The 19218-nt window shown below is 74.0% G+C and carries 23 protein-coding genes; 14 read left to right on the forward strand and 9 right to left on the reverse strand.

Annotation, left to right across the window (positions count from 1 at the left end; all coding sequences use genetic code 11):
• Window positions 1–150 precede the first annotated feature (150 nt).
• From ABTZ03_RS36705 to fxsA, 5 genes are all read left to right on the forward strand, one after another.
• Window positions 151–591 carry an Lrp/AsnC family transcriptional regulator gene (locus tag ABTZ03_RS36705; RefSeq protein ID WP_045694655.1) on the forward strand — a complete coding sequence of 147 codons (441 nt, stop codon included), beginning with the start codon at window positions 151–153 and terminating at the stop codon, window positions 589–591.
• 31 nt (window positions 592–622) lie between these two features.
• On the forward strand, window positions 623–2230 hold the full coding sequence (locus ABTZ03_RS36710; protein ID WP_350517523.1) for an amidohydrolase: 1608 nt from the start codon (window positions 623–625) through the stop codon (window positions 2228–2230).
• A 43-nt stretch (window positions 2231–2273) separates the two neighbouring features.
• Window positions 2274–2726 (forward strand): GNAT family N-acetyltransferase, encoded by a 453-nt coding sequence (locus ABTZ03_RS36715; protein ID WP_350517524.1) that lies wholly within the window; start codon window positions 2274–2276, stop codon window positions 2724–2726.
• Window positions 2727–2832: 106 nt separating this feature from the next.
• Window positions 2833–4473: an apolipoprotein N-acyltransferase gene (lnt, locus tag ABTZ03_RS36720; RefSeq protein WP_350517525.1), complete on the forward strand. Its 1641-nt coding sequence runs from the start codon at window positions 2833–2835 to the stop codon at window positions 4471–4473.
• A gap of 55 nt (window positions 4474–4528) precedes the next feature.
• Window positions 4529–5107, forward strand: coding sequence for an FxsA family membrane protein (gene fxsA / locus ABTZ03_RS36725; RefSeq protein ID WP_350517526.1), 579 nt, complete (start codon window positions 4529–4531; stop codon window positions 5105–5107).
• Window positions 5108–5259: 152 nt separating this feature from the next.
• Here fxsA and ABTZ03_RS36730 read toward each other — a convergent pair whose 3' ends face one another.
• The 3 genes from ABTZ03_RS36730 to ABTZ03_RS36740 form a co-directional block, all read right to left on the reverse strand.
• Entirely contained in the window at window positions 5260–5634 is a 375-nt protein-coding gene (locus ABTZ03_RS36730; protein ID WP_350517527.1) for an RNA polymerase-binding protein RbpA, read from the reverse strand.
• Window positions 5635–5911: 277 nt separating this feature from the next.
• The gene (locus ABTZ03_RS36735; protein ID WP_350517528.1) at window positions 5912–7525 is read right to left on the reverse strand and encodes a hypothetical protein; all 1614 of its coding nucleotides are present in this window, start codon (window positions 7523–7525) and stop codon (window positions 5912–5914) included.
• A gap of 110 nt (window positions 7526–7635) precedes the next feature.
• Window positions 7636–7830, reverse strand: a complete 195-nt coding sequence (locus ABTZ03_RS36740) for a hypothetical protein (protein ID WP_097238968.1) — start codon at window positions 7828–7830, stop codon at window positions 7636–7638.
• A gap of 426 nt (window positions 7831–8256) precedes the next feature.
• Between ABTZ03_RS36740 and ABTZ03_RS36745 the strand changes: the two genes are divergently transcribed.
• From ABTZ03_RS36745 to ABTZ03_RS36760, 4 genes are all read left to right on the forward strand, one after another.
• Window positions 8257–8649, forward strand: a complete 393-nt coding sequence (locus ABTZ03_RS36745; RefSeq protein ID WP_350517529.1) for an ankyrin repeat domain-containing protein — start codon at window positions 8257–8259, stop codon at window positions 8647–8649.
• 24 nt (window positions 8650–8673) lie between these two features.
• Entirely contained in the window at window positions 8674–9189 is a 516-nt protein-coding gene (locus tag ABTZ03_RS36750; protein ID WP_350517530.1) for a GNAT family N-acetyltransferase, read from the forward strand.
• A gap of 29 nt (window positions 9190–9218) precedes the next feature.
• A complete protein-coding gene (locus ABTZ03_RS36755; RefSeq protein ID WP_350517531.1) occupies window positions 9219–10292 on the forward strand; it encodes a serine hydrolase domain-containing protein in 1074 nt (357 codons plus the stop codon).
• Window positions 10293–10402: 110 nt separating this feature from the next.
• On the forward strand, window positions 10403–10906 hold the full coding sequence (locus ABTZ03_RS36760) for an NUDIX domain-containing protein (protein WP_350517532.1): 504 nt from the start codon (window positions 10403–10405) through the stop codon (window positions 10904–10906).
• Here ABTZ03_RS36760 and ABTZ03_RS36765 read toward each other — a convergent pair.
• From ABTZ03_RS36765 to ABTZ03_RS36775, 3 genes are all read right to left on the reverse strand, one after another.
• The gene (locus tag ABTZ03_RS36765) at window positions 10903–11559 is read right to left on the reverse strand and encodes a vitamin K epoxide reductase family protein (protein WP_350517533.1); all 657 of its coding nucleotides are present in this window, start codon (window positions 11557–11559) and stop codon (window positions 10903–10905) included. The genes ABTZ03_RS36760 and ABTZ03_RS36765 overlap by 4 nt on opposite strands.
• Window positions 11560–11668: 109 nt before the next feature.
• Window positions 11669–12487, reverse strand: coding sequence for a DsbA family protein (locus tag ABTZ03_RS36770; protein WP_350517534.1), 819 nt, complete (start codon window positions 12485–12487; stop codon window positions 11669–11671).
• A 141-nt stretch (window positions 12488–12628) separates the two neighbouring features.
• Window positions 12629–13300 carry a hypothetical protein gene (locus ABTZ03_RS36775; RefSeq protein ID WP_350517535.1) on the reverse strand — a complete coding sequence of 224 codons (672 nt, stop codon included), beginning with the start codon at window positions 13298–13300 and terminating at the stop codon, window positions 12629–12631.
• A 160-nt stretch (window positions 13301–13460) separates the two neighbouring features.
• Here ABTZ03_RS36775 and ABTZ03_RS36780 point away from each other — a divergent pair, with 160 nt between their 5' ends.
• Window positions 13461–14339 (forward strand): CHAD domain-containing protein, encoded by an 879-nt coding sequence (locus ABTZ03_RS36780; RefSeq protein ID WP_350517536.1) that lies wholly within the window; start codon window positions 13461–13463, stop codon window positions 14337–14339.
• A 29-nt stretch (window positions 14340–14368) separates the two neighbouring features.
• On the opposite strand, the gene ABTZ03_RS36785 is transcribed toward ABTZ03_RS36780, so the two are convergent.
• Both ABTZ03_RS36785 and ABTZ03_RS36790 read right to left on the reverse strand, forming a co-directional pair.
• On the reverse strand, window positions 14369–14689 hold the full coding sequence (locus ABTZ03_RS36785) for a DUF6980 family protein (RefSeq protein ID WP_350517537.1): 321 nt from the start codon (window positions 14687–14689) through the stop codon (window positions 14369–14371).
• Between the two features lie 93 nt (window positions 14690–14782).
• Complete coding sequence (locus tag ABTZ03_RS36790) at window positions 14783–15610, reverse strand: uracil-DNA glycosylase (RefSeq protein WP_350517538.1); 828 nt, start codon at window positions 15608–15610, stop codon at window positions 14783–14785.
• A gap of 148 nt (window positions 15611–15758) precedes the next feature.
• Between ABTZ03_RS36790 and ABTZ03_RS36795 the strand changes: the two genes are divergently transcribed.
• Window positions 15759–16787 (forward strand): slipin family protein, encoded by a 1029-nt coding sequence (locus tag ABTZ03_RS36795; RefSeq protein WP_350517539.1) that lies wholly within the window; start codon window positions 15759–15761, stop codon window positions 16785–16787.
• 76 nt (window positions 16788–16863) lie between these two features.
• On the forward strand, window positions 16864–17316 hold the full coding sequence (locus tag ABTZ03_RS36800; RefSeq protein WP_350517540.1) for a CBS domain-containing protein: 453 nt from the start codon (window positions 16864–16866) through the stop codon (window positions 17314–17316).
• A gap of 41 nt (window positions 17317–17357) precedes the next feature.
• Here the strand turns inward: ABTZ03_RS36800 and ABTZ03_RS36805 are convergent, their stop codons facing one another.
• A complete protein-coding gene (locus ABTZ03_RS36805; RefSeq protein WP_350517541.1) occupies window positions 17358–17978 on the reverse strand; it encodes a TetR/AcrR family transcriptional regulator in 621 nt (206 codons plus the stop codon).
• Window positions 17979–18065: 87 nt separating this feature from the next.
• Here ABTZ03_RS36805 and ABTZ03_RS36810 point away from each other — a divergent pair, with 87 nt between their 5' ends.
• Both ABTZ03_RS36810 and ABTZ03_RS36815 read left to right on the forward strand, forming a co-directional pair.
• Window positions 18066–18578 (forward strand): DUF1453 domain-containing protein, encoded by a 513-nt coding sequence (locus tag ABTZ03_RS36810; protein ID WP_350517542.1) that lies wholly within the window; start codon window positions 18066–18068, stop codon window positions 18576–18578.
• Window positions 18579–18620: 42 nt separating this feature from the next.
• Complete coding sequence (locus ABTZ03_RS36815; RefSeq protein WP_350517543.1) at window positions 18621–19127, forward strand: hypothetical protein; 507 nt, start codon at window positions 18621–18623, stop codon at window positions 19125–19127.
• Window positions 19128–19218 lie beyond the last annotated feature (91 nt).

Consider the following 19218-nt stretch of genomic DNA (forward strand, 5'->3'; position numbering starts at 1 on the left):
CTGCGGAGTTGTGCACCGCGATGCACCGGGTGTGTCCTTGGCCACACCGCCCGCCACATTCACCCGGCACTTGCCCTTCTGACACCTGCAATCCCACCGCGTGCCACCGCGTGCGCCCCCCGTGCTCCCGACCGGGTAGGTTTGCGCACTGTGGAGGATCTCGACCAACGCATCGTCCAGCTGCTTCTGGAAGACGGCCGGATGAGCTACACGGACCTGGGCAAGGCCACCGGCCTGTCCACCTCGGCGGTGCACCAACGGGTGCGCCGCCTGGAACAGCGCGGGGTGATCCGCGGCTACACCGCGATCATCGACCCCGACGCCGTCGACCTGGCGCTGACCGCGTTCATCTCGGTCAAGCCCTTCGACCCCAGCGCCCCGGACGACACCCCGGAGCGACTGGCCGGGCTGCCCGAGATCGAGGCCTGTCACAGCGTCGCCGGCGACGAGAACTACATCCTCAAAGTGCGCGTCGGTGCCCCCGGCGACCTGGAGGACCTGCTCGCCCGCATCCGCAGCGCCGCCGGAGTCTCCACCCGCACCACCGTGGTGCTCTCCACTCCCTACGAGGCCCGACCCCCGAAGCTCTGAGTCGGACCCGGTGAGGTGCAGACTTAGCCGCATGACCGAAAGCACCTCCCGGACCGTCCTGCTGCGCGGCGGCGCCGTCTACAGCCCCGCCGACCCCTTCGCCACCGCGATGCTCGTGGAGGGCGGGCACATCGCCTGGGTCGGCAGCGACGGCGCCGCCGAGGCCTACGCCGCGACCGCCGACGAGATCGTCGAGCTGGACGGCGCCCTGGTCACCCCCGCCTTCGTCGACGCCCATGTGCACGCCACCGCCACCGGACTGGCGCTCACCGGCCTCGACCTCACCGGCAGCCCCTCGCTGGCCGCCACCCTGGCCGCCGTCACCGCCTTCGTCGAGGCGCGGCCCGAGCCCGGCGGCGTGCTGATCGGCCACGGCTGGGACGAGACCGGCTGGCCCGAGGGCCGCCCGCCCACGCGCGCCGAACTGGACGACGCCGCCCGCGGCGCCGCGCTCTACCTCTCCCGCACCGACGTGCACTCCGCGCTCGCCACCACCGCGCTGCGCACCCTCACCGAGAGCCTCGCCGAGCGGCCCGGCTTCGACGCGGACGGCCCGCTCACCAAGGACGCCCACCACGCCGTCCGGCAGACCGCGCTGGCCCGCCTCACCCCCGAGCAGCGCCGCCGCGCCCAGCGCGCCACCCTGGCCCGGGCCGCCGAACTCGGCATCGGCGCCCTGCACGAGTGCGCCGGCCCGGAGATCTCCTCGGAGCAGGACCTGGCCGCCCTGCTGGCCCTGGCCGCTGACGGCGAGGGCCCCGAAGTCATCGGCTACTGGGGCGAGTTGGGCGGCGTGGAGACGGCCCGACGGATCGGCGCGACCGGCGTCGGCGGCGACCTCTTCGTGGACGGCGCGCTGGGCTCGCACACCGCCTGCCTGCACGCCCCCTACATGGACGCCGAGCACACCGGCACCGCCTACCTGACCGCCGAACAGGTCGCCGACCACGTCGCCGCCTGCACCGAGGCCGGGCTGCAGGCCGGCTTCCACGCCATCGGCGACGCGGCCGTCAGCGCCGTCGTCGAGGGCGTCCGGGCGGCCGGCGAGCGGGTCGGCGCCGACCGGGTCAGGGCGCTGCGCCACCGGGTGGAGCACGCCGAGGCGATGGACGACAAGGCCATCGCCGCCTTCGCCGAGCTCGGCCTGACCGCCTCCGTGCAGCCCGCCTTCGACGCCGCCTGGGGCGGCCCGGACGGCATGTACGTGCAGCGCCTGGGCGCCGAGCGTGCCGCCGGCCTCAACCCGTACGCCGCGCTGCTGCGGGCCGGCGTCCCGCTGGCCTTCGGCTCGGACGCCCCGGTCACCCCGCTCGACCCCTGGGGCACCGTGCGCGCCGCGGCCTTCCACCGGACGCTGGAGCACCGGATCTCGGTCCGCGCCGCCTTCACCGCCCACACCCGCGGCGGCTGGCGCGCGATCGGCCGCGACCACGACGGCGTGCTGGTGCCCGGCGCGATCGCCAACTACGCGATCTGGGCCGCCGAGGAGCTCGTCGTCCAGGCGCCCGACTCCCGGGTGGCCGGCTGGTCCACCGACCCGCGCTCCGGCACCCCGGGCCTGCCCGACCTCACCCCGGGCCGCGAACTGCCGGTCTGCCTGCGCACGGTGGTCCGCGGCCGCACCGTCCACCAGCGGTAAAACCGGGTGAGCCGGCGGGCCGCGGCGCCGTAGGTTGACCGCCATGACCGCACTGGTACCCGCCGACTTCACCGTCCCGCGCGAGCTGCTCGCCCCGGGGTTCCGCCTGGAGCCCCTGGGCGAGCGGCACAACGCCTCCGACCACGCCGCCTGGACGGGCAGCGTGGAGCACATCCGCGCCACTCCCGGCTGGGCCGGCCGCGGCTGGCCGCCCGCCGACGGCATGTCCGCCGAGGAGAACCTCGCCGACCTGCGCCGGCACGCCGCCGACTTCGAGGCCCGCCGGGGCTTCACCTACACCGTCCTGGAGCCGGACCGCGACGAGGTGATCGGCTGCGTCTACGTCTACCCGGACCGGGAGGACCCGGCCACGGTCTCGGTCAGCTCCTGGGTCCGCGCCGACCGCGCCGAACTCGACGCCCCGCTCCACCGGGCCGTCCACGACTGGCTCACCGACCACTGGCCGCTGGCGCGGTTCCACTACGCGGAGCGCTGACGGGCCGGCCCCAGCACCCTGACCTCACGCGATTCCGACCTTCCGGGGTACCTTCTTCGCACAGCGTCCGAACAGCAAGCCCCAGGAAGATGGTGCGCCGGTGGCCATGCCCGTCACCCAGGAGCGGTCCGGGACCGCTCCCGAGCAGCCGGAACCGGCCCCGAAACCCGGCCTCGTCGCCCGCGTACTCGCCAAGGTCCGCGCCGGGCTGCCGCGCACCGGCCTCGCCGCGCTGGCCGGCCTGCTGCTCGCGCTCGCCTTCCCGCCGTACGACCTGTGGCCGTTGTCGCTGCTCGGCGTCGCCGCGCTGTCGCTGCTCACCCGGGGCCGCACCTTCCGCCAGGGCGCCTGGACGGGCTTCGCCTTCGGCTTCCCGTTCTTCCTGATGCTGCTCAGCTGGCTGCGGGTGGTCGGCTGGGACGCCACGGTCGGCCTGTCGGTCATCGAGGCGCTGTTCCTGGCCCTGCTCGGCGGCGCGCTGGCGCTCACCTCCCGGCTGCCCGGCTGGGCGCTCTGGGCGGCCGCGCTGTGGGTCACCCAGGAGTGGGCGCGCGACCGGCTGCCGCTCGGCGGCTTCCCCTGGGGCCGACTGGCCTTCGCCAACACCGCGACCCCGTACACCCCGCTGGCCGCGCTCGGCGGCGCGCCGCTGGTGACCTTCGCCGTCGCGTTCTCCGGCACCCTGCTCGCCTGGGCGGCGCTGCGCCTGCGCGGACCGGGCCGGGCGCCGAAGGCGGCCGCGTTGGCGGCGCTCGGCGCGGTGGCCGCCCTGCTGGCCGGCTACCTCGTCCCGGTGCCGACCGCCGCGGCCGACACCGTGAAGGTCGCCATCGTCCAGGGCAACGTGCCCAACCCGGGGATGGACTTCCTCGGCCGCCCGATGATGGTGCTCAACAACCACGCCTCGGCCACCGAGCGCCTCGCCGCCGACGTCCAGGCCGGCAAGGTGCCGAAGCCCGACGTGGTGATCTGGCCGGAGAACTCCTCCGACCTCGACCCGTTCAGCGACCCGCTGGCCCGCCAGCGGATCGACGAGGCGGTCAAGGCCGTCGGCGTGCCCACCCTGGTCGGCACCCTGGTGGACGGCCCGGACGCCCAGCACGTCCAGAACGAGGGCATCGTCTGGGACCCGGTCACCGGCCCCGGCGCCTCCTACACCAAGCAGCACCCCGTTCCGTTCGGCGAGTACGTGCCGTTCCGCGCCCAGCTGATGAAGGTGATCACCCGCCTCCAGCGGGTCGCCCGCGACTTCTACCCCGGCGACCACAACGGCGTGATGCAGCTCGGTCCGGCCAGGATCGGCGACGTGATCTGCTTCGAGGTGGCCTACGACGAGATCGTCCGGGACACCGTGGACAGCGGCGCCCGGGTGCTGGTGGTGCAGACCAACAACGCGACCTACGCGAAGACCGGCCAGCCCGAGCAGCAGCTCGCGATGAGCCGGCTGCGCGCCGTCGAGCACGGCCGGGCCGTGCTGATCGCCGCCACCAGCGGGATCAGCGCGGTGATCGCCCCGGACGGCACCGTCGAGCAGCGCACCGCGGAGCTGACCCCGGCCGAGCTGTCGGCCACCGTCCCGCTGCGCGACGGCACCACGGTGGCCGACCGGATCGGCGCCGTTCCGGAGTGGACGCTGGCGATCGGCGGCCTGCTGGCCTGCGCCGCGGCCGTGCTGGTCGGCCGTCGCCGGAAGGCCGTGGACGGAACACCGGCCGCCGGGGAATCGTTGGACCAGGTGGTGCCGTAGCCGGCCCGGACCTTCCGTGCGGCGCGCAGAGCACCGCCTGGAGTGGATTCGTACCGTGACCCAGCAAGCTACCCCGACCCGTCCGGCCCCGCGTAGCAGGCTGCGCCGGGTGCTGCCGCTGCTGATCACCGCCTGGCTGGTGCTGGAGATCTGGCTGCTGGTCCTGGTGGGCTCGTGGCTGGGCGGCTTCGCCGTCCTGCTGCTGCTCGTCGCCGGCGGCCTGATCGGAGGCTCGCTGATCAAGCGGGCGGGCCTGAAGGCGCTGTCGGCGGCGATCGAGCAGAGCAAGAACCCGCAGTCCGAGCAGCCGCAGACCGGCACCAGCATGACGGTGCTGGCCGGGCTGCTGCTGATCATCCCGGGCTTCCTGTCCGACCTGGTCGCCCTGACCCTGCTGTTCCCGCCGACCCGGGCGCTGTGGCGGGCCGTCGGCCGCCGGGTCGCGGACAAGGCGATCCGCAGCACGGCCGGCGCGGGCACCGATCCGTTCGCGGACGCGATGCGGCTGCAGGAGCAGCTGCGGATCCACCGCCCGGACGGCAAGGTGGTCCAGGGCGAGGTGGTCGATCCGGACGCCGGTCCGCGCGGTCCGCAGGGCCCGGACACCGGCTACCGCCCGCCGATCACCGGCTGAGCGGGCCGCCCGGCCCGACGAGGCGCGGCGAGGCGAGGACGAGGCCCGGCAACGCGAAGACCGCGAGGACGAAGAGGCCCGGCAACGCGAAAGGGACCCTGGTGACCAGGGTCCCTTTTCGCGTCCTCCCGCACGCGGCGGGAGCGAGGTTGTCAGGCGCTCTTGCGGGTGTCCCGCGGGTGCACCGCGAGGTTCATCCCACCGGAGCGGAGCACGGCCAGCCGCTCGGCCAGCACCTCCTCCAGCTCCTCGCGCGTCCGGCGCTCCATCAGCATGTCCCAATGGGTGCGCGTGGGCTTGACCTTCTTCTCCTCCGGCTCGTCACCGTCGAGGAGCATCGCCTCCTGGCCGCAGAAGCGGCATTCCCAGGTCTGGGGGATCTCCGCCTCGACCGAGAAAGGAACCTCGAATCGGTGTCCGTTCTGACATGCGTACTCGACGGTCTGGCGGGGAGCCAGATCGATACCACGGTCGGTCTCGTAGCTAGTGGCCCCGAGTCGCGTGCCGCGGAGAGCTCGCTCGCTCATGAATCGTGCCTCCCGGGCTTATGGCCCACAGGACTAGTGGTCGCTGTTCTTCGTCGTTCGGTCAACGCTCGGCTTCCGACGAAGATTCCCGTCCCGGGACATGCGTCGTCTGTTGTGCCGCCCCTGTTTGTACCCATCAACGCCCGATTTGTCACATCTGGACGGTGATATCACCCCGGGTGTCACCTATTTCACATCTGGTGATCGTGCGGACTTTCTGTGACGAGCGTACCGGGACGGGATTCCGCGGCCTCCGTCGCCCCCGGGGAGCGGGCGGTCAGGAGATCGGTCGGGACCGGATCATCGGCTCCGTCTTGCCGAGGTCGATCGAGTGTACGGGCGCGACGGTGTCGCCGGGGACGACCGGTGGGCGGTCCGGGCGCGGCGGGGCGTCGGAGGCGGGCTCGGTCCGGCTGTCGCGGTGCGGCAGCAGGGCGATCACCGCGTCCCGCAGCGGGGCCGGGGCGTCCTCGTCCAGCGGGTCGACGGTGGCCGGCACCTGGAGCCGGACCGGGGCGCCGTTGCCGATCCGGGCGTAGCCGCGGCCGACCGGGGCGTGCGCGGCGGGCACGATGTCCAGCGGTGCGCCGAGCACGGCGTGGCCGTCCTCGGGGGTGGCCGGGCCGAGCAGCACCCGGGCCCGGGTGGTGGCCCGGACGGTCGGGGTGATCCGGTCGGCGGCCTCGACGTCGTCGGCGATCACCACGGTGACCCGGGCGGCCCGGCCGTGCCGCAGCGGCAGCTCCAGCAGCTCCTGCGGGTCCGGACGGCCCTCGGCGTGGGCCAGCTCGCCCAGCTCGGTGGGGTGGTCCAGCAGCAGCCACAGCGGCCGGGTGACGTCCTCCGGCAGGGCCGCGCCGGTGTGCCGGGCGGTGTTGAGCGCGGCGAGCCGGCGCTCGGTCTCCTGCGCGGCCCAGTCCAGCGCGGCCAGCGCGCCGTGCAGGCTGGTCTCCACGGTGTGCACGCCGGGCCGGTTCACCAGGCAGGCGTGCTCGCCGGTCCCGGCGCCGTCGATCACCATCAGGTCGGCGTACGGGAGCACCTGGAGCGCGATCGAGCGGACCAGGCTGGAGGTGCCGTACCCGGCGACGCCGAGCGCCAGCAGGTGCGGTTCGGAGGAGCGCGGGCCGGTGCGCCAGATCACCGGCGGCTGCTGGGCGGTGGTGCCGCCCTGGTGGACCGGGATGGTGCGGGCGGTGCCGTCCTCGTCGGTGAAGCCGAGCACGATCTCGCCGGGGGCGGCCACGAAGCGCTGGGCGGCGATGTCGGTGGGCAGCGGGGCCAGCGCGGTGATCCGCAGCCGGTTGGACTCCTCGTCCCAGTCGAAGCGGTACTCCCGGGCCCGGCCGGCCTTGCCCTGGACGACCTGCTCGATCCGGGCCCGGGCGGTCGGCTCGGTGTCGGTGAAGTACGCGGGGTAGCCCAGTTCCAGCCGGGAGAGCCGGCCCTCGCCGTCGAACTCCCAGGAGCTGAAGGCGTTCTTGTAGCTGCCCTCGAAGTGGTACAGCGGGTTGGCGTCCTCGGGGCCGCACAGGTAGGGCGTGAGCGCCGAGTAGAGGGCGGCGAGCTTGACGTCGGCCACGTCGGGCGCGGGCGGGGCGGGCGCCGCCTTGGGGGCCCGGCCGGCCCAGGCGGCGCTGGCCATCAGGGCGACCAGTGCGAACAGCAGGCCGTGCGGCAGCAGGTAGATGCCGACCAGCATCGCGGCGGACAGGAACAGCGTCGGGCCGCGGCGCTCCTTCGGGGTGGCCTGCCAGCGGCCCTTGGCCCAGCCGGCGTGGTGGCGCAGCCCGCGGCCGATCACGGCGAGCGGGGCGAACATGTCGGTGGCGTGGTCCCCGGCGGTTCGGGCGAACTCGCGGCCCTTGCCGAGATGGCGGTGGAGCGGCATTCCAGGACTCCCCGGACGAGTGGGACGGGTGGGGTGAGGGGGGACTGCTCGGCGGTACGACGGGGCCCGGGGCGGTGGGATCCGCGCCCGGGCCGGTGGGGGAGTGGCGGCTAGAACCGAATGCCGCCGAGCAGGCTCGCCAGGCTGGCACCGCCGGCGGTGATGCTCGGGGCGATCGAGGAACCGGCGACGTAGAAACCGAAGAGGGCGCAGACGATGGCGTGGGAGACCTTCAGTCCGTCCCTGCGGAAGAACAGAAAGGCGATGGTGCCGAACAGGACGATGCCGGAAATCGAGAGGATCACTTCTGCTCCTCGGGAGGGGGACGGGGGACAGTGTTACTTAAAGTGCCCTAATCGTGACAAAAAGTAATAGATGATGGAACGGCGCAAATGGGTGGTTCTGCCGTTCAATGCCGCCCCGGAAGCCGGGTGGAGGTATGCGAACCGGCCCGGGTGGGGGCCTCGTCCCGCAGGGATGGCGCGTGGATTCGGTGCCGCGAGGCATTCCCGGGGGGTGGGTGGGAAGTTTCCGGGGGGTCCCGGAAGTTCGCTCGAATGGCGGCGCAACCCGCGTGGCCGCACGTCGTACCCTCCGCACCGCCCGCGGGCCGCGGGCCGGACCGGCGCGGTGGGCGTCCGGAATCCGGACGCCCGCTGGCCCGGGCCGGCGCCGGCCGCTACGGTGCGGTACGCACCAGCCCCGCCCGTCCTCAGGAAAGGCAGCCCGCCATGACCGATGCCCCCGACGCCGAGGTGATCGCGCTCGCCGGGAAGCTCTTCGACGCCGCCCGGGCCGGCGACACCGCCACCCTGGCCACCGCCCTCGATGCGGGCGTCTCCGCCGACCTCACCAACGGCAGCGGCGACACCCTGGTGATGCTCGCCGCCTACCACGGCCACGCCGCCATGGTCGGGGCCCTGCTCCAGCGCGGCGCCGACCCGAACCGCGCCAACGACAAGGGCCAGACCCCGCTGGCCGGCGCCGTGTTCAAGGGCGGAGCGGACGTCGTCGACGCCCTGCTGGCCGGCGGCGCCGACCCGAAGGCCGGCGTCCCGTCCGCCGTCGACGCCGCCGCGATGTTCGGCAAGACCGAGCTGCTCGCCCGGTTCGAGGGTCGTTGAAATGACGCCGTAGGCTCTTCCCCCATGGAGAGCACCGCCGCCCAGGCCACCGGTACCGTCGAGTTCCGCATCACCGGGTACGCCCACCCCGACGCCCAGGCCCTGGCGGCGGAGGTGCAGCAGGAGTACGTCCGCCGCTACGGCAGCCCGGACGAGACCGTCATGCACCCCGCGGACTTCGAGGCACCGGCCGGCCTGTTCCTGATCGCCTACCTGGACGGCCGTCCGGTCGCCTGCGGCGGCTGGCGGGCCAAGCGGACCAGCCCGGACGGCCTGCGGGACGGCGACGCCGAGCTCAAGCGGATGTTCGTGATACCCGAGGCCCGCGGCCGGGGCCTGGCCCGGGCGGTGCTGCGCCGGCTGGAGGACACCGCCGTCGAGGCCGGGCGCACCCGGGTGGTCCTGGAGACCGGCACCGAGCAGCCCGAGGCCGTCGCGCTGTACGGCTCCGAGGGCTACGCGGCGATCCGCAAGTTCGGGATCTACAAGGACCACCCGCAGAGCATCTGCCTCGGCAAGGAACTCACCGCCGCGGTCTGAGCGCCGCACCCGCCGGGTAGACAGCCCTGGTGAGCCCTCGACCGCCGGAAGCCGAACGCCTCCCCGCCCTGGCCGCGCCGGGCGGGGAACTGGACCGCCTGGTCGCGGAGGGCGTGCGCACCGTCGGCGCGGGCGCCGTCTGGGCCGTCGGCGACGCCCGGGGCACGCTCGGCGGCGGTGGCCGCGGCGCCCTCGGGCAGGGCCGGTACGCGCGGCTCGCCGCCGGGCCGGACACCCTCTACGACCTCGCCAGCCTCACCAAGGTCACGGCGCTCTGGCCGTGCGCCGGAGTGCTGTGGCAGTCCGGGCGACTGCCGCTGGACGAACCCCTCGGCCGCTGGTGGCCACCCGCCGCCGGGTGCCCGGCGGGTGTCGTGACGGTCCGTCAACTCCTCGCCCACACCGCCGGATTGCTCCCGTACACCCGCTTCGAGCGGCTCTACGGGCCGGACCGGGCGGCGATCCGGGCCGGGGTGATCGCCGCCCCGCTGCACCGCGCGCCGGGCACCGCCGTCGAGTACACCGACCGCGCCGCCGTGCTGCTCGGCTACCTGGTGGAGGACCTCGGCGGGGCGCGGCTGGACGCCCTCGCCGCGCGCTGGGCCTGGTCGCCGCTCGGCATGACCGACACCCGCTACGGTCCGCTGGGCGCCGCCGAGACCGCCCGGACCGCGCCCACCGAGTACCACGAGCCGATCGACGCCCATCTGCGCGGCGTCGTGCACGACCCCTCCGCCCGGCTGCTCGGCGGCGTCTCCGGCAACGCCGGCGCCTTCTCCACCGCCCGCGACCTCGCCCGCTTCCTCACCGCCCTGCTCGACCCGCCGGCCCGACTGCCCTGGGGCGAACCGTGGATCACCGAATCGCTGCGCGAGCAGACCGGCGGCCTGGCCCCCGCCCGAGGCCTGTCCTGGCTGGTCGCGGCCGGCACCGAACCCGCCGAGGGCACCTTCGTCCACTACGGCTTCACCGGCACCGGGATCTGGATCTCCCGCCGGCTCGGCCGCTGGGCCCTGCTGCTCACCAACCAGGTGCACCACAGCCGGGTCACCCAGCCGCTCACCGACCTGCGCAACGCCTACCGGCGGGCGGTCTTCGGGTAGGCCTGCCCGACCGACTACCCGATCGGGTGGATTAGGCACCAACCGCCTTTGCCGGGGCGGGGATCGCGGCAGAGTGACCGCGACGGACGGCAGCCGGCGGAGGAGGCGCGATGACGGAGACCTGGGCCCTCACGGAGGAGGAGTGGCTCTCCCGGATAGTGCGCGCCTACATCGGGTGCAGCGTGCTGCTCACCGACCGGGACGGCAAGGTCCTGCTGCTGCAGGCCGGTTACCGCGACCACTGGCAGTTGCCCGGTGGCGAGATGGACCCGGGGGAGGGCCCGGCCGAGTGCGCGGCCCGGGAACTGCGGGAGGAGACCGGGCTGTCGGTCGGGGAGTTGCGGCTGCTGGTGGTGGAGTGGCGGGATGCGATCCCCGACCAGGGCGAACACGCCCACCCCGCCGTGCACTTCACGTTCGACGGCGGCACGGTCGCGCCGGGCGCGGTGGTCCGGCTCCAGCCGGAGGAGATCGCCGACCACGGCTACTTCACCCCCGCCCGGGCCGCCGCCCTGCTGCACCCCTGCGCGGTGCACCGGCTCACCGGGGCCCTGGAGGCCCGGCGGACCGGCGCCGCCGCGCTGCTGCACTCGGCGGGGTACGTCGGCTCCTAGAGCAGGGTGCTCCAGTAGTACCAGAACCGGTTGAGCACCAGCAGGGCGAGCACCGCCGCCCACAGCACCGGCAGCGCCCAGTGGTAGCGCGCCGCCTCCCGGGCGACCGTCCGCAGCCGCGGTCCGACCGGGATCACCCCCGTGCGCAGGTTGTGCAGCGTGGTGTACCAGAACAGCACCACCGTCGTCGCCCACACCACCATGCAGTACGGGCAGAGCGCGCCGATGCCGTACAGCGACTGGTCGATCAGCCAGTGCGTGAACACGATGCCCAGGGTGGTCCCGGCCTGAAGGCCCAGCCAGAACCAGCGCCGGTACCCGGCGCCGGCCAGCAGTCCCGCGCCGATCGCCGCCAGCGCGCCGAAGGCGACCAGGCCGAGCAGCGAGTTCGGGAAGCCGAACACTGCGGCCTCCTCGGTGCGCATCACCGAACCGCAGCTGATGATCGGATTGATGTTGCAGCTGGGGACGTACGACGGGTTCTCCAGCAGGCGGAGCTTGTCGAAGGTCAGGACGGCCGAGGCGGCCAGCCCGATGAGTCCGGCGAGGAACAGCAGGAGCGCGAAGGCCCGGCTCGCCCCGATCGGGCCCGGGCCGGCGGCGTCGGGGGAGTCGGGGGCGGGACGGGAGGGGTGCACGGTAGTCGCGGTCATGACAGCACACTCCGGTGGCTGGCTGGGAGGGGCCGGTCCGGCCGGGAGTTCGGCCGGACCGGTGGTGCCGTGCGGTGCGGGGAAGTGGGACGAGGGGAGCGGAGCGGGCCTACTGGAGGCCGGCGGCCTGCTTGACCTGGGCGGTGAACTGCTCGGGCGTCGCCGTGGTGTTGCCAGCGAACAGGTTGATCGACTTGCCGTCCACCTTGACCGTCGGGGTGCCGGTCACGCCGCTGTCGTTGAACGCGTCGGCGACCTTCGCCGCCCACGGCGCGTAGGTCTTGTCGGTGACCGCCTTCACGAAGGCGTCCGTCTTCAGCCCGGGCACCTGGCCGGCCAGGTCCAGCAGGTGGTTGACGTCACCGAAGTCGTCGCTGCGCTCGTCCGGCTGGTTGGCGTAGAGCACGTCGTGGAAGGCCTTGAACTTGTCCACGCCCTCGTTCAGCGCCGCCCCGGCGGCGGCCAGCGCGGTGCGCGAGCCCTTGCCGCCCAGGTTCTTGTCCAGGAAGGCGGCCAGGTGGAACTCCACCTTGATCTGGCCGTCCTGGGTGAGCTCCTTGACCGTCTGGCCGTTCGCCGCCTCGAAGTGCTTGCAGACCGGGCAGCGGAAGTCCTCGTAGACCTCCATGGTGTGCGGGGCGTCGGCCTTGCCGTAGGTGATCACCGTGCCGTTCGGGCCGGTGGTGTTCGCCGGGACGACCAGCGGGGCGTTCGAGGACGCGGCCGAGGCCTTGTCGTCCTTGCCCGAGGCCGAGTTGATCGCGATCGCGACACCGCCCGCGAGGGCGAGGACGACGACGGCCGACACGGTGACGACGATCCGCTGACGGCGCTTGGCGGCCTGCTGCTCGCGGCGCTGCGCCTCCTGGATCCGCTCGCGGGCGCTGATGAGCTTGGCCTCGCGCTTGGTGGGCTTGTCCTGAGCCATGGGGAAGTCAACTCCTGTACGCGGCGCGCGGGTGCGCGCGGGTGGCCGCACGGGGTGCGGCGGGGATCGGGTTACGCGGGAGTCGTGCGCACTGCCTGCGGGCGCGCCGGACCGTACTCGGGAGAGCCGGGGGCGGGGGACTCAGCAGGCAGGCGCGAAGACCGGCGGACCACGCCGGGGGGCCGGGCTCAGCACCACGTCCTCGCGGCGCGGCCGCTCGTGGTCCGACACCGGCAGCGGAACCCGCAGCACCGGACGGACCGGGGCGGGCAGCAGCAGGAGGAGCAGCGCCCGCAGCGGACGGGCCACCGACTGGCGCAGCGCGCGCAGCGCCCGGGCCAGCCCGGACAGCGCCGCGTCGCCCAGTCGCAGCCAGGCCGAGGCCGCCAGCGCGATCACCAGGTGGACGAAGAGCAGCAGCAACTGGGTCGTGGCGGGCGCCAACTCCCCGGCGTGGCCCAGCGGGCCGCCCAGCAGCGAGCCGTCCACCGAGCCGCCGCCGCAGACCAGCAGGTTCACCCCGCGCGCGGAGACGTGCTCGGACAGCACCGGCCCACAGCCGGTCTGGCCCAGGTTGAACGTGGTGTTGAGCAGCAGCTCGACCGGCACCATCACGACGGAGATGTGCAGCATCCGCCGCTCCCCGCCGGCCAGCACGGCCGCGACCAGGAAGACGACGGCGCTCGCGGTGGCCACCAGCGACAGCGGCAGCGGGCGACCGGTGATGACCACCTGGCCCAACGCGGCCATCGGCACGGCGAGCGCGGTGAACACCGCGGCCCGCAGGGCCCTGGTCGTGTGGGTCGAGGTCATCACGCTCCGGAGTATGCCATGGTCCTTACACCGGGCACGAGAGCGCGTGCGCTACTCCGTTCGAGTGATGGCCCCTCAATCGCGCGCGGGCTCGACAGCCGCCGCCGCAGAGCTAGCCTGGAAGGCACTCCCGCTGACCCCGACGAGGGGGTGGACGCTCATGGCGCGGCCCGACACCACGGTCGGACAGGTCCTGCTCGCCCGGATCGAGGCCCAGGCGGTGGTGCTGGCCGGCCTGGACGACGCCGTCCGGGCCGATGAACCCGACGCGGTGCACCGGATGCGGGTCGCCTGCCGGCGGCTGCGCAGCGCCCTGCGGACCTTCCGTCGGCTGCTCGCCCCCGGCGCCACCGACACCCTGGTCGCCGACCTGCGCTGGCTGGGTGCCGCGCTCGGCCGCGCCCGGGACCGCGAGGTGCTCGCCGAACGGCTGGCCGCCCGGGCCCGCGAGCTGCCCGCCGCCTGCGGGCCGGAGCGGGTCGCCGCCGCGCTGGAGCAGTGGGGCGAGGCCGAGCACCGCCGGGTCCGGCCCGAGGTGGTCGCCGCCCTGGACAGCGCCCGCCGACGCTCGCTCACCGCCGGACTGACCGCGCTGCTCGCCGACCCGCCGCTGAGCCCGCGCGCCGCCCGCGCCGCCGCGCCCGAGCTCTCCCGGATCGCCGCCCGCGAGCAGCACCGCACGGCGGACCGGGTGCACACCGCCCTCGCCGCCGGCCCCACGGAACGCGACAGCGCCCTGCACGAGGCCCGCAAGGCGGCCAAGCGGGCCCGCTACGCGGGGGAGACGGCGACGCCTGCGGTGGGCGTGGCGGCGGAACGTTTCGCCGAGCGGATGAAGGCCGTCCAGGAGGTACTGGGCGAGCACCAGGACGCGGTGGTCGCCGCCGCGGCCCTGGTGGGACAGGCGGCCGAGGACGGCGAGGCCTTCGCGTACGGGGTGCTCTACGCCGGGCAGCTGGCGGCGGCCGAGACGGCCCGGGGCCAGCTACCGGAGGCGTGGGCGGGGGCCTCGGGGCGGAAGCTGGCGCGGTTCGGCTAGGTCGCCCGGCAAGATCGGCCGGACAGGACCTACGAGGTGGAGCCGCCGGGCGGCCGGAGCCAGCGGTCGTCCTCGAACTCGGCGGGGAGCTCGTCCTCCCACGGGTCGATGCCCCGCCGTTCGAGCTCGTCGAACCAGCGGTCCCGCTGGGACTCGGGCAGTCGACGGCCGCACCACGGGCAGAACACGATGCCGAGCGTCGATCTGCCGCCGTCGTGGACGACGAGTCCGTACTCCTGGAACTTCGCCGAGTGGTGGATCACCGCATCCGGGCAGTCGAACGGGTCCTCGTGCCGGTCGCACCGGTGGTCCAGGCGGGTCGTCATCTCTTCGCAGCAGTGCTGTGGCATGGCCTAGGGTGCTCGGGATCGGTCGAACGGCTCACGTTCGGCTCGGGTCGAGGCTACGACGCCGCGGGCCCGGTGCGGAACCGGGTCTTCCGCCTACGGTCGCCGCGAAGGCGCGGCGGGTGGGCTGTCCGGCGGGGGCGAGGGCTCGGGCCTCGGGTCGAGCCCCGCCGAGCGCGCCGCCTCGCGCAGCAGGTCGCGGAGCATCGGGACGGTCAGTCGGCCGGTGTTCGTGTTGCGCGGGCTGACGTGGTAGCAGCCGTACAGCTGGAGGTCGGGGCCGCCGTCGCGGGCCGGGAGGGTGACCCGGGCGGCGTGGCCGAAGGCCGGGCGGGGGCGCGGGACGGTCCAGCCGGCGTCGGCGATCACCGGGAGCATCGCCTGCCAGGCGAAGCCGCCGAGGGCGACCACGGTCCGTACGGTGGGCCGCAGCAAATGGAGTTCGCGGGTGATCCAGGGGCGGCAGGTGTCGCGCTCGGCGGTGCTGGGCTTGTTGTCGGGCGGGGCGCAGCGGACCGGGTCGGTGATCCGGACGCCGTACAGCTCCAGGCCGTCGCCGTGCCGGACGGACTCCGGGCGGTTGGTGAGCCCGAGCTCGTGGAGGGCCGCGTAGAGCAGGTCGCCGGAGGGGTCTCCGGTGAAGATCCGGCCGGTGCGGTTGGCGCCATGGGCGGCGGGGGCGAGGCCGACCAGGACGAGCGGGGCGTCGGGCGGTCCGAAACCGGGGATCGGACGGGCCCAGTAGTCCCAGTCCTGGTAGGCGCGGCGCTTGGTGCGGGCGGTCTCCTCGCGCCAGGCGACCAGGCGCGGGCAGGCCCGGCAGTGGGTGACGACCCGGTCGAGGTCGGTGAGTCCGGTGGCGCGGGCGGAGGCCTCGGCGGGGTGGCGGGGGTGGTCCGGGTCATCGGCGGGGGCCGGCTGCATGGCCCCGATCCTAGGGCGTCCCGGGCGTCCACTTCACCGGTGTTCGGGCAGGCGTAGCGTTGAAGCAGTTGCTCCGGCGGCCCCCGGTCCGGCCGGGTCGGCGGTGGCCGGGCGCGCCGGTGTGCGCCGAGGCCGCGAGGAGGCCGCGATGATCGTCGATGCGGTGCTGGGTGCCCTCGGGGGGCTGGTCGGGCTGGGGGCGGTCTGGGCGGGGCTGAGCATCCGGGTGGTCCAGCAGTTCCAGAAGGGCGTGGTGTTCCGCTTCGGCCGGGTGCGGCGGGAGGTCCGGGAGCCCGGGCTGGTCGCGCTGATGCCGATCGCGGACCGGCTGCGCCGGGTGAACGTGCAGATCGTGACGATGCCGATCCCGGCGCAGGAGGGCATCACCCGGGACAACGTGACCGTGCGGGTCGACGCGGTGGTCTACTTCCGGGTCGAGGACCCGGTGAAGGCGACCGTCAACGTGCAGGACTACAACTTCGCGATCTCCCAGGTCGCGCAGACCTCGCTGCGGTCGATCATCGGCAAGAGCGAACTGGACGACCTGCTGGCCAACCGCGAACCGATCAACCAGGGGCTGGAGTTGATGATCGACAGTCCGGCGCTGGGCTGGGGGATCCAGATCGACCGGGTGGAGATCAAGGACGTCGCCCTGCCGGAGTCGATGAAGCGCTCGATCGCGCGGCAGGCGGAGGCCGAGCGCGAGCGGCGCGCGCGGATCATCACGGCGGACGGCGAGTACCAGGCCTCGGAGCGGTTGTCGGAGGCGGCCGCGGTGATGAGCGCGACCCCGGCGGCGCTCCAACTGCGGTTGCTGCAGACCGTGGTGGAGGTGGCGGCGGAGAAGAACTCCACGTTGGTGCTGCCGTTCCCGGTGGAGCTGCTGCGGTTCCTGGACAGCGCGACCGAGTCCCAGCAGCGGGACCTGCTGGCGGCCGCCGCGGTCGCCGCGGCCGCGAAGTCGGCGGAGCAGGCGGTGGAGCGCGGTGAGGTGCCGGACGTGGAGGTCGGCCGCGAGCTTCCCAAGCACGAACTCCCGCCCTTGGAGGAGGTGTTGACCCGGTCGCCGATGGACGGCGCCGACCCGGAGGGTGGGGCGGCGGAGTCGGACGGACAGCAGGAGTCGGACGGACGGCAGGAGGCGGCGGAGCGCACCGAACGGAAGGCGGCGTCCTGAGCGGTGCCCGGTGGCGTCGGCCGCCGGGCCGGACCAGGATGGACGAGGGGGTGGAAGCCAGGTCAGGAGGCGGACCATGACCAGAGCCGGCGACATCATGCACCCCGGGGCCGAGTGCGTCCGCGAGCACGAGACGCTCGCCGCCGCGGCCCGGATCATGCGGGAACGGGACGTAGGCGCGCTGCCCATCTGCGGGGAGAAGGACAAGCTGCTGGGGATCGTGACCGACCGCGACATCGTGCTGCGCTGCGTCGCCGAGGGGCGCGACCCGGCCACGGTGACGGCGGGCGAACTGGCCCAGGGGCGGCCGATGACGGTGGAGGCGGACGAGGACTGCGAGCAGGTGCTGCGGGTGATGGAGCAGTACCAGGTACGTCGGCTGCCGGTGATCAACCACCCGGAGCACAAGCTGGTCGGCATGATCAGCGAGGCGGACATCGCGCGCGGGATGCCGCAGTCCCGGGTGGCGGAGTTCGTGTCGGCGGTCTGTGCGGAGGAGCCGCCGAAGAAGGAGGCCCTTCAGGGCTGAGCCGGTCTGTCGAAACCCTGTCGAAACCCTGTCGGACCCGGTCACTGCCTGGCGAGGGTGTCGAGGTGGCGGCGGAGCACCGCGTGCAGCTCGTCCGGTCCGACCAGGTCGGGGTGCTGGACGGCCTGCAGGGTGAGGCCGTCCAGCAGGGCGGACAGCCGGCGGGTCTCCAGCTCGTGGTCCAGGCCGGGGGGCAGGGCGCCGGTGCGCTCCAGCTCGATCAGCACGCGGCGGACCAGTGCGTCCAGGCCGGCCTGCAACTCGGCGGCCCGGGGGCGTAGTTCGGGCCGGGTTCGGGCGGCGGTGACGAAGGAGAGCCAGAGCGCGGACTCCTCCCGGCGCTCGGCGTCCAGCGGGAGGGTCTCGGCGAGCAGCCGGACGGTGCGGTCGCGCCGGTCGGTGTCGGGCGCGGCGTCCGGGTCGAGCAGGACCCGGGCGTGGGAGTGGATCCGGACGTCGATCCGGCGGGCCAGCTCCTGCATCGCGAAGATCATCAGCTCCGAGCTGCCGGCGATGTAGTGCCGCACCGAGCCGACGGCGAGTCCGGCCTCGTCGGCGACGTTGCGCAGTGAGGCGTGCTCCAGGCCCTCCCGGGCGGCGACGCGCAGTACGGCGTCGGCGACGGCCTGGCGGCGTTCGACGGGGTCGACGATCTTCGGCATGTTGCCGTTATAGCACGGGCGGGCTAAATTGACCCCGGCTGCTGATTTGGCACGGCTGAGCTATAAAAATCGGGGAGTGGGGCAGGGATGAACGACTGGGTGCACATGGCGCTGATCGCCGCCGTCGTGGTCGTGGTGGTGGTCCGGCGGCTGCGCGGTGAGCCGCTCAATGCGCGGGACCTCTTCGCGCCGCCGGTGGTGCTCACCGGCCTCGGCCTGTGGGCGCTCTCGCAGCGGCACGGCCTCGGGGTGGGGGACTACGTCTGGGTCGGCGCGGGCGCCGCGCTGGGCACCGCCTTCGGGGCGCTGCGCGGCGCCACCATCCGGGTCTACGAGCGCGGCGGGGTGCTGTGGCAGCGCTACACCGGCCGGACCTTCCTGGTGGCCGCGGTCTCGCTGGCCGCGATGGCCGGCTTCGCCGTGTTCGCCGAGCACAACGGCCTGGCGGCGGACGCCCGCCCGGTCCAGCTGTCGATCGGGGTGGGCTTCCTGGGGGAGGCGCTGGTGGTGGGCTACCGCGCGCTGACCTCCGGCACTCCGTTCGCGCCGGAGCGACGGGATTCGACCCCGTCGTCGGGCCCGGATCGATTCGGGCGGTAACTTTGGTTGTCGAATCGACTCTCGGTAACTATGGTTGTCGGTATGACCGCTGTGGAGATCACCCCCGAGGAGCGGGCCCGACTGGCCGAGTCCCTGCTCGGTGCACTCGACCCGCTCGCCGTCGCCGTACGGTCCCGGGCGACCGGGCTGCCCGAGGGGCGGATGTGGCACGGTGAGCCGGCCGAGGTCGCGCTCTCCGTGCTGTCCGCCTGGAAGCTGCTGGACGCCGAGGTCCGGCGGCTCACCGCCGTCGCGGCCGCCACCGCCGGCTCCTACGGCGCCAGCTACGAACAGCTGGGTGCCGCCTGGGGCATCACCCGGCAGGGCGCCCGGAAGAAGTGGCCGGAGGCCGTCGGTCGCCCGGCGGCCCGGCCGGGTTCGCTCGAACTGTTCGGCGGCAGCGCCGAGTTGGTCCGGGACGAGGCGGCCGGCGGCTGGCGCTGGACGGCCGTCGGCGCCGACGGCAGCACCGGGGAGGCGGCCGGCGGTCACCCGACCCGGGAGGAGGCCGCGGCGCACGCCGGGGCCTTCCTCGCGGGGCACGCCTAGGGCGCGTATTCGGTCGTGATCAAGTGGTGCTTCTGGTGAGGTCTTTGATCCAGATCATTGCGCCGCGAAGGTGGAGGCCGGCGAGGTAGCT

This window comes from Kitasatospora sp. NPDC096077 (assembly GCF_040303245.1).
Lineage (GTDB): Bacteria > Actinomycetota > Actinomycetes > Streptomycetales > Streptomycetaceae > Kitasatospora.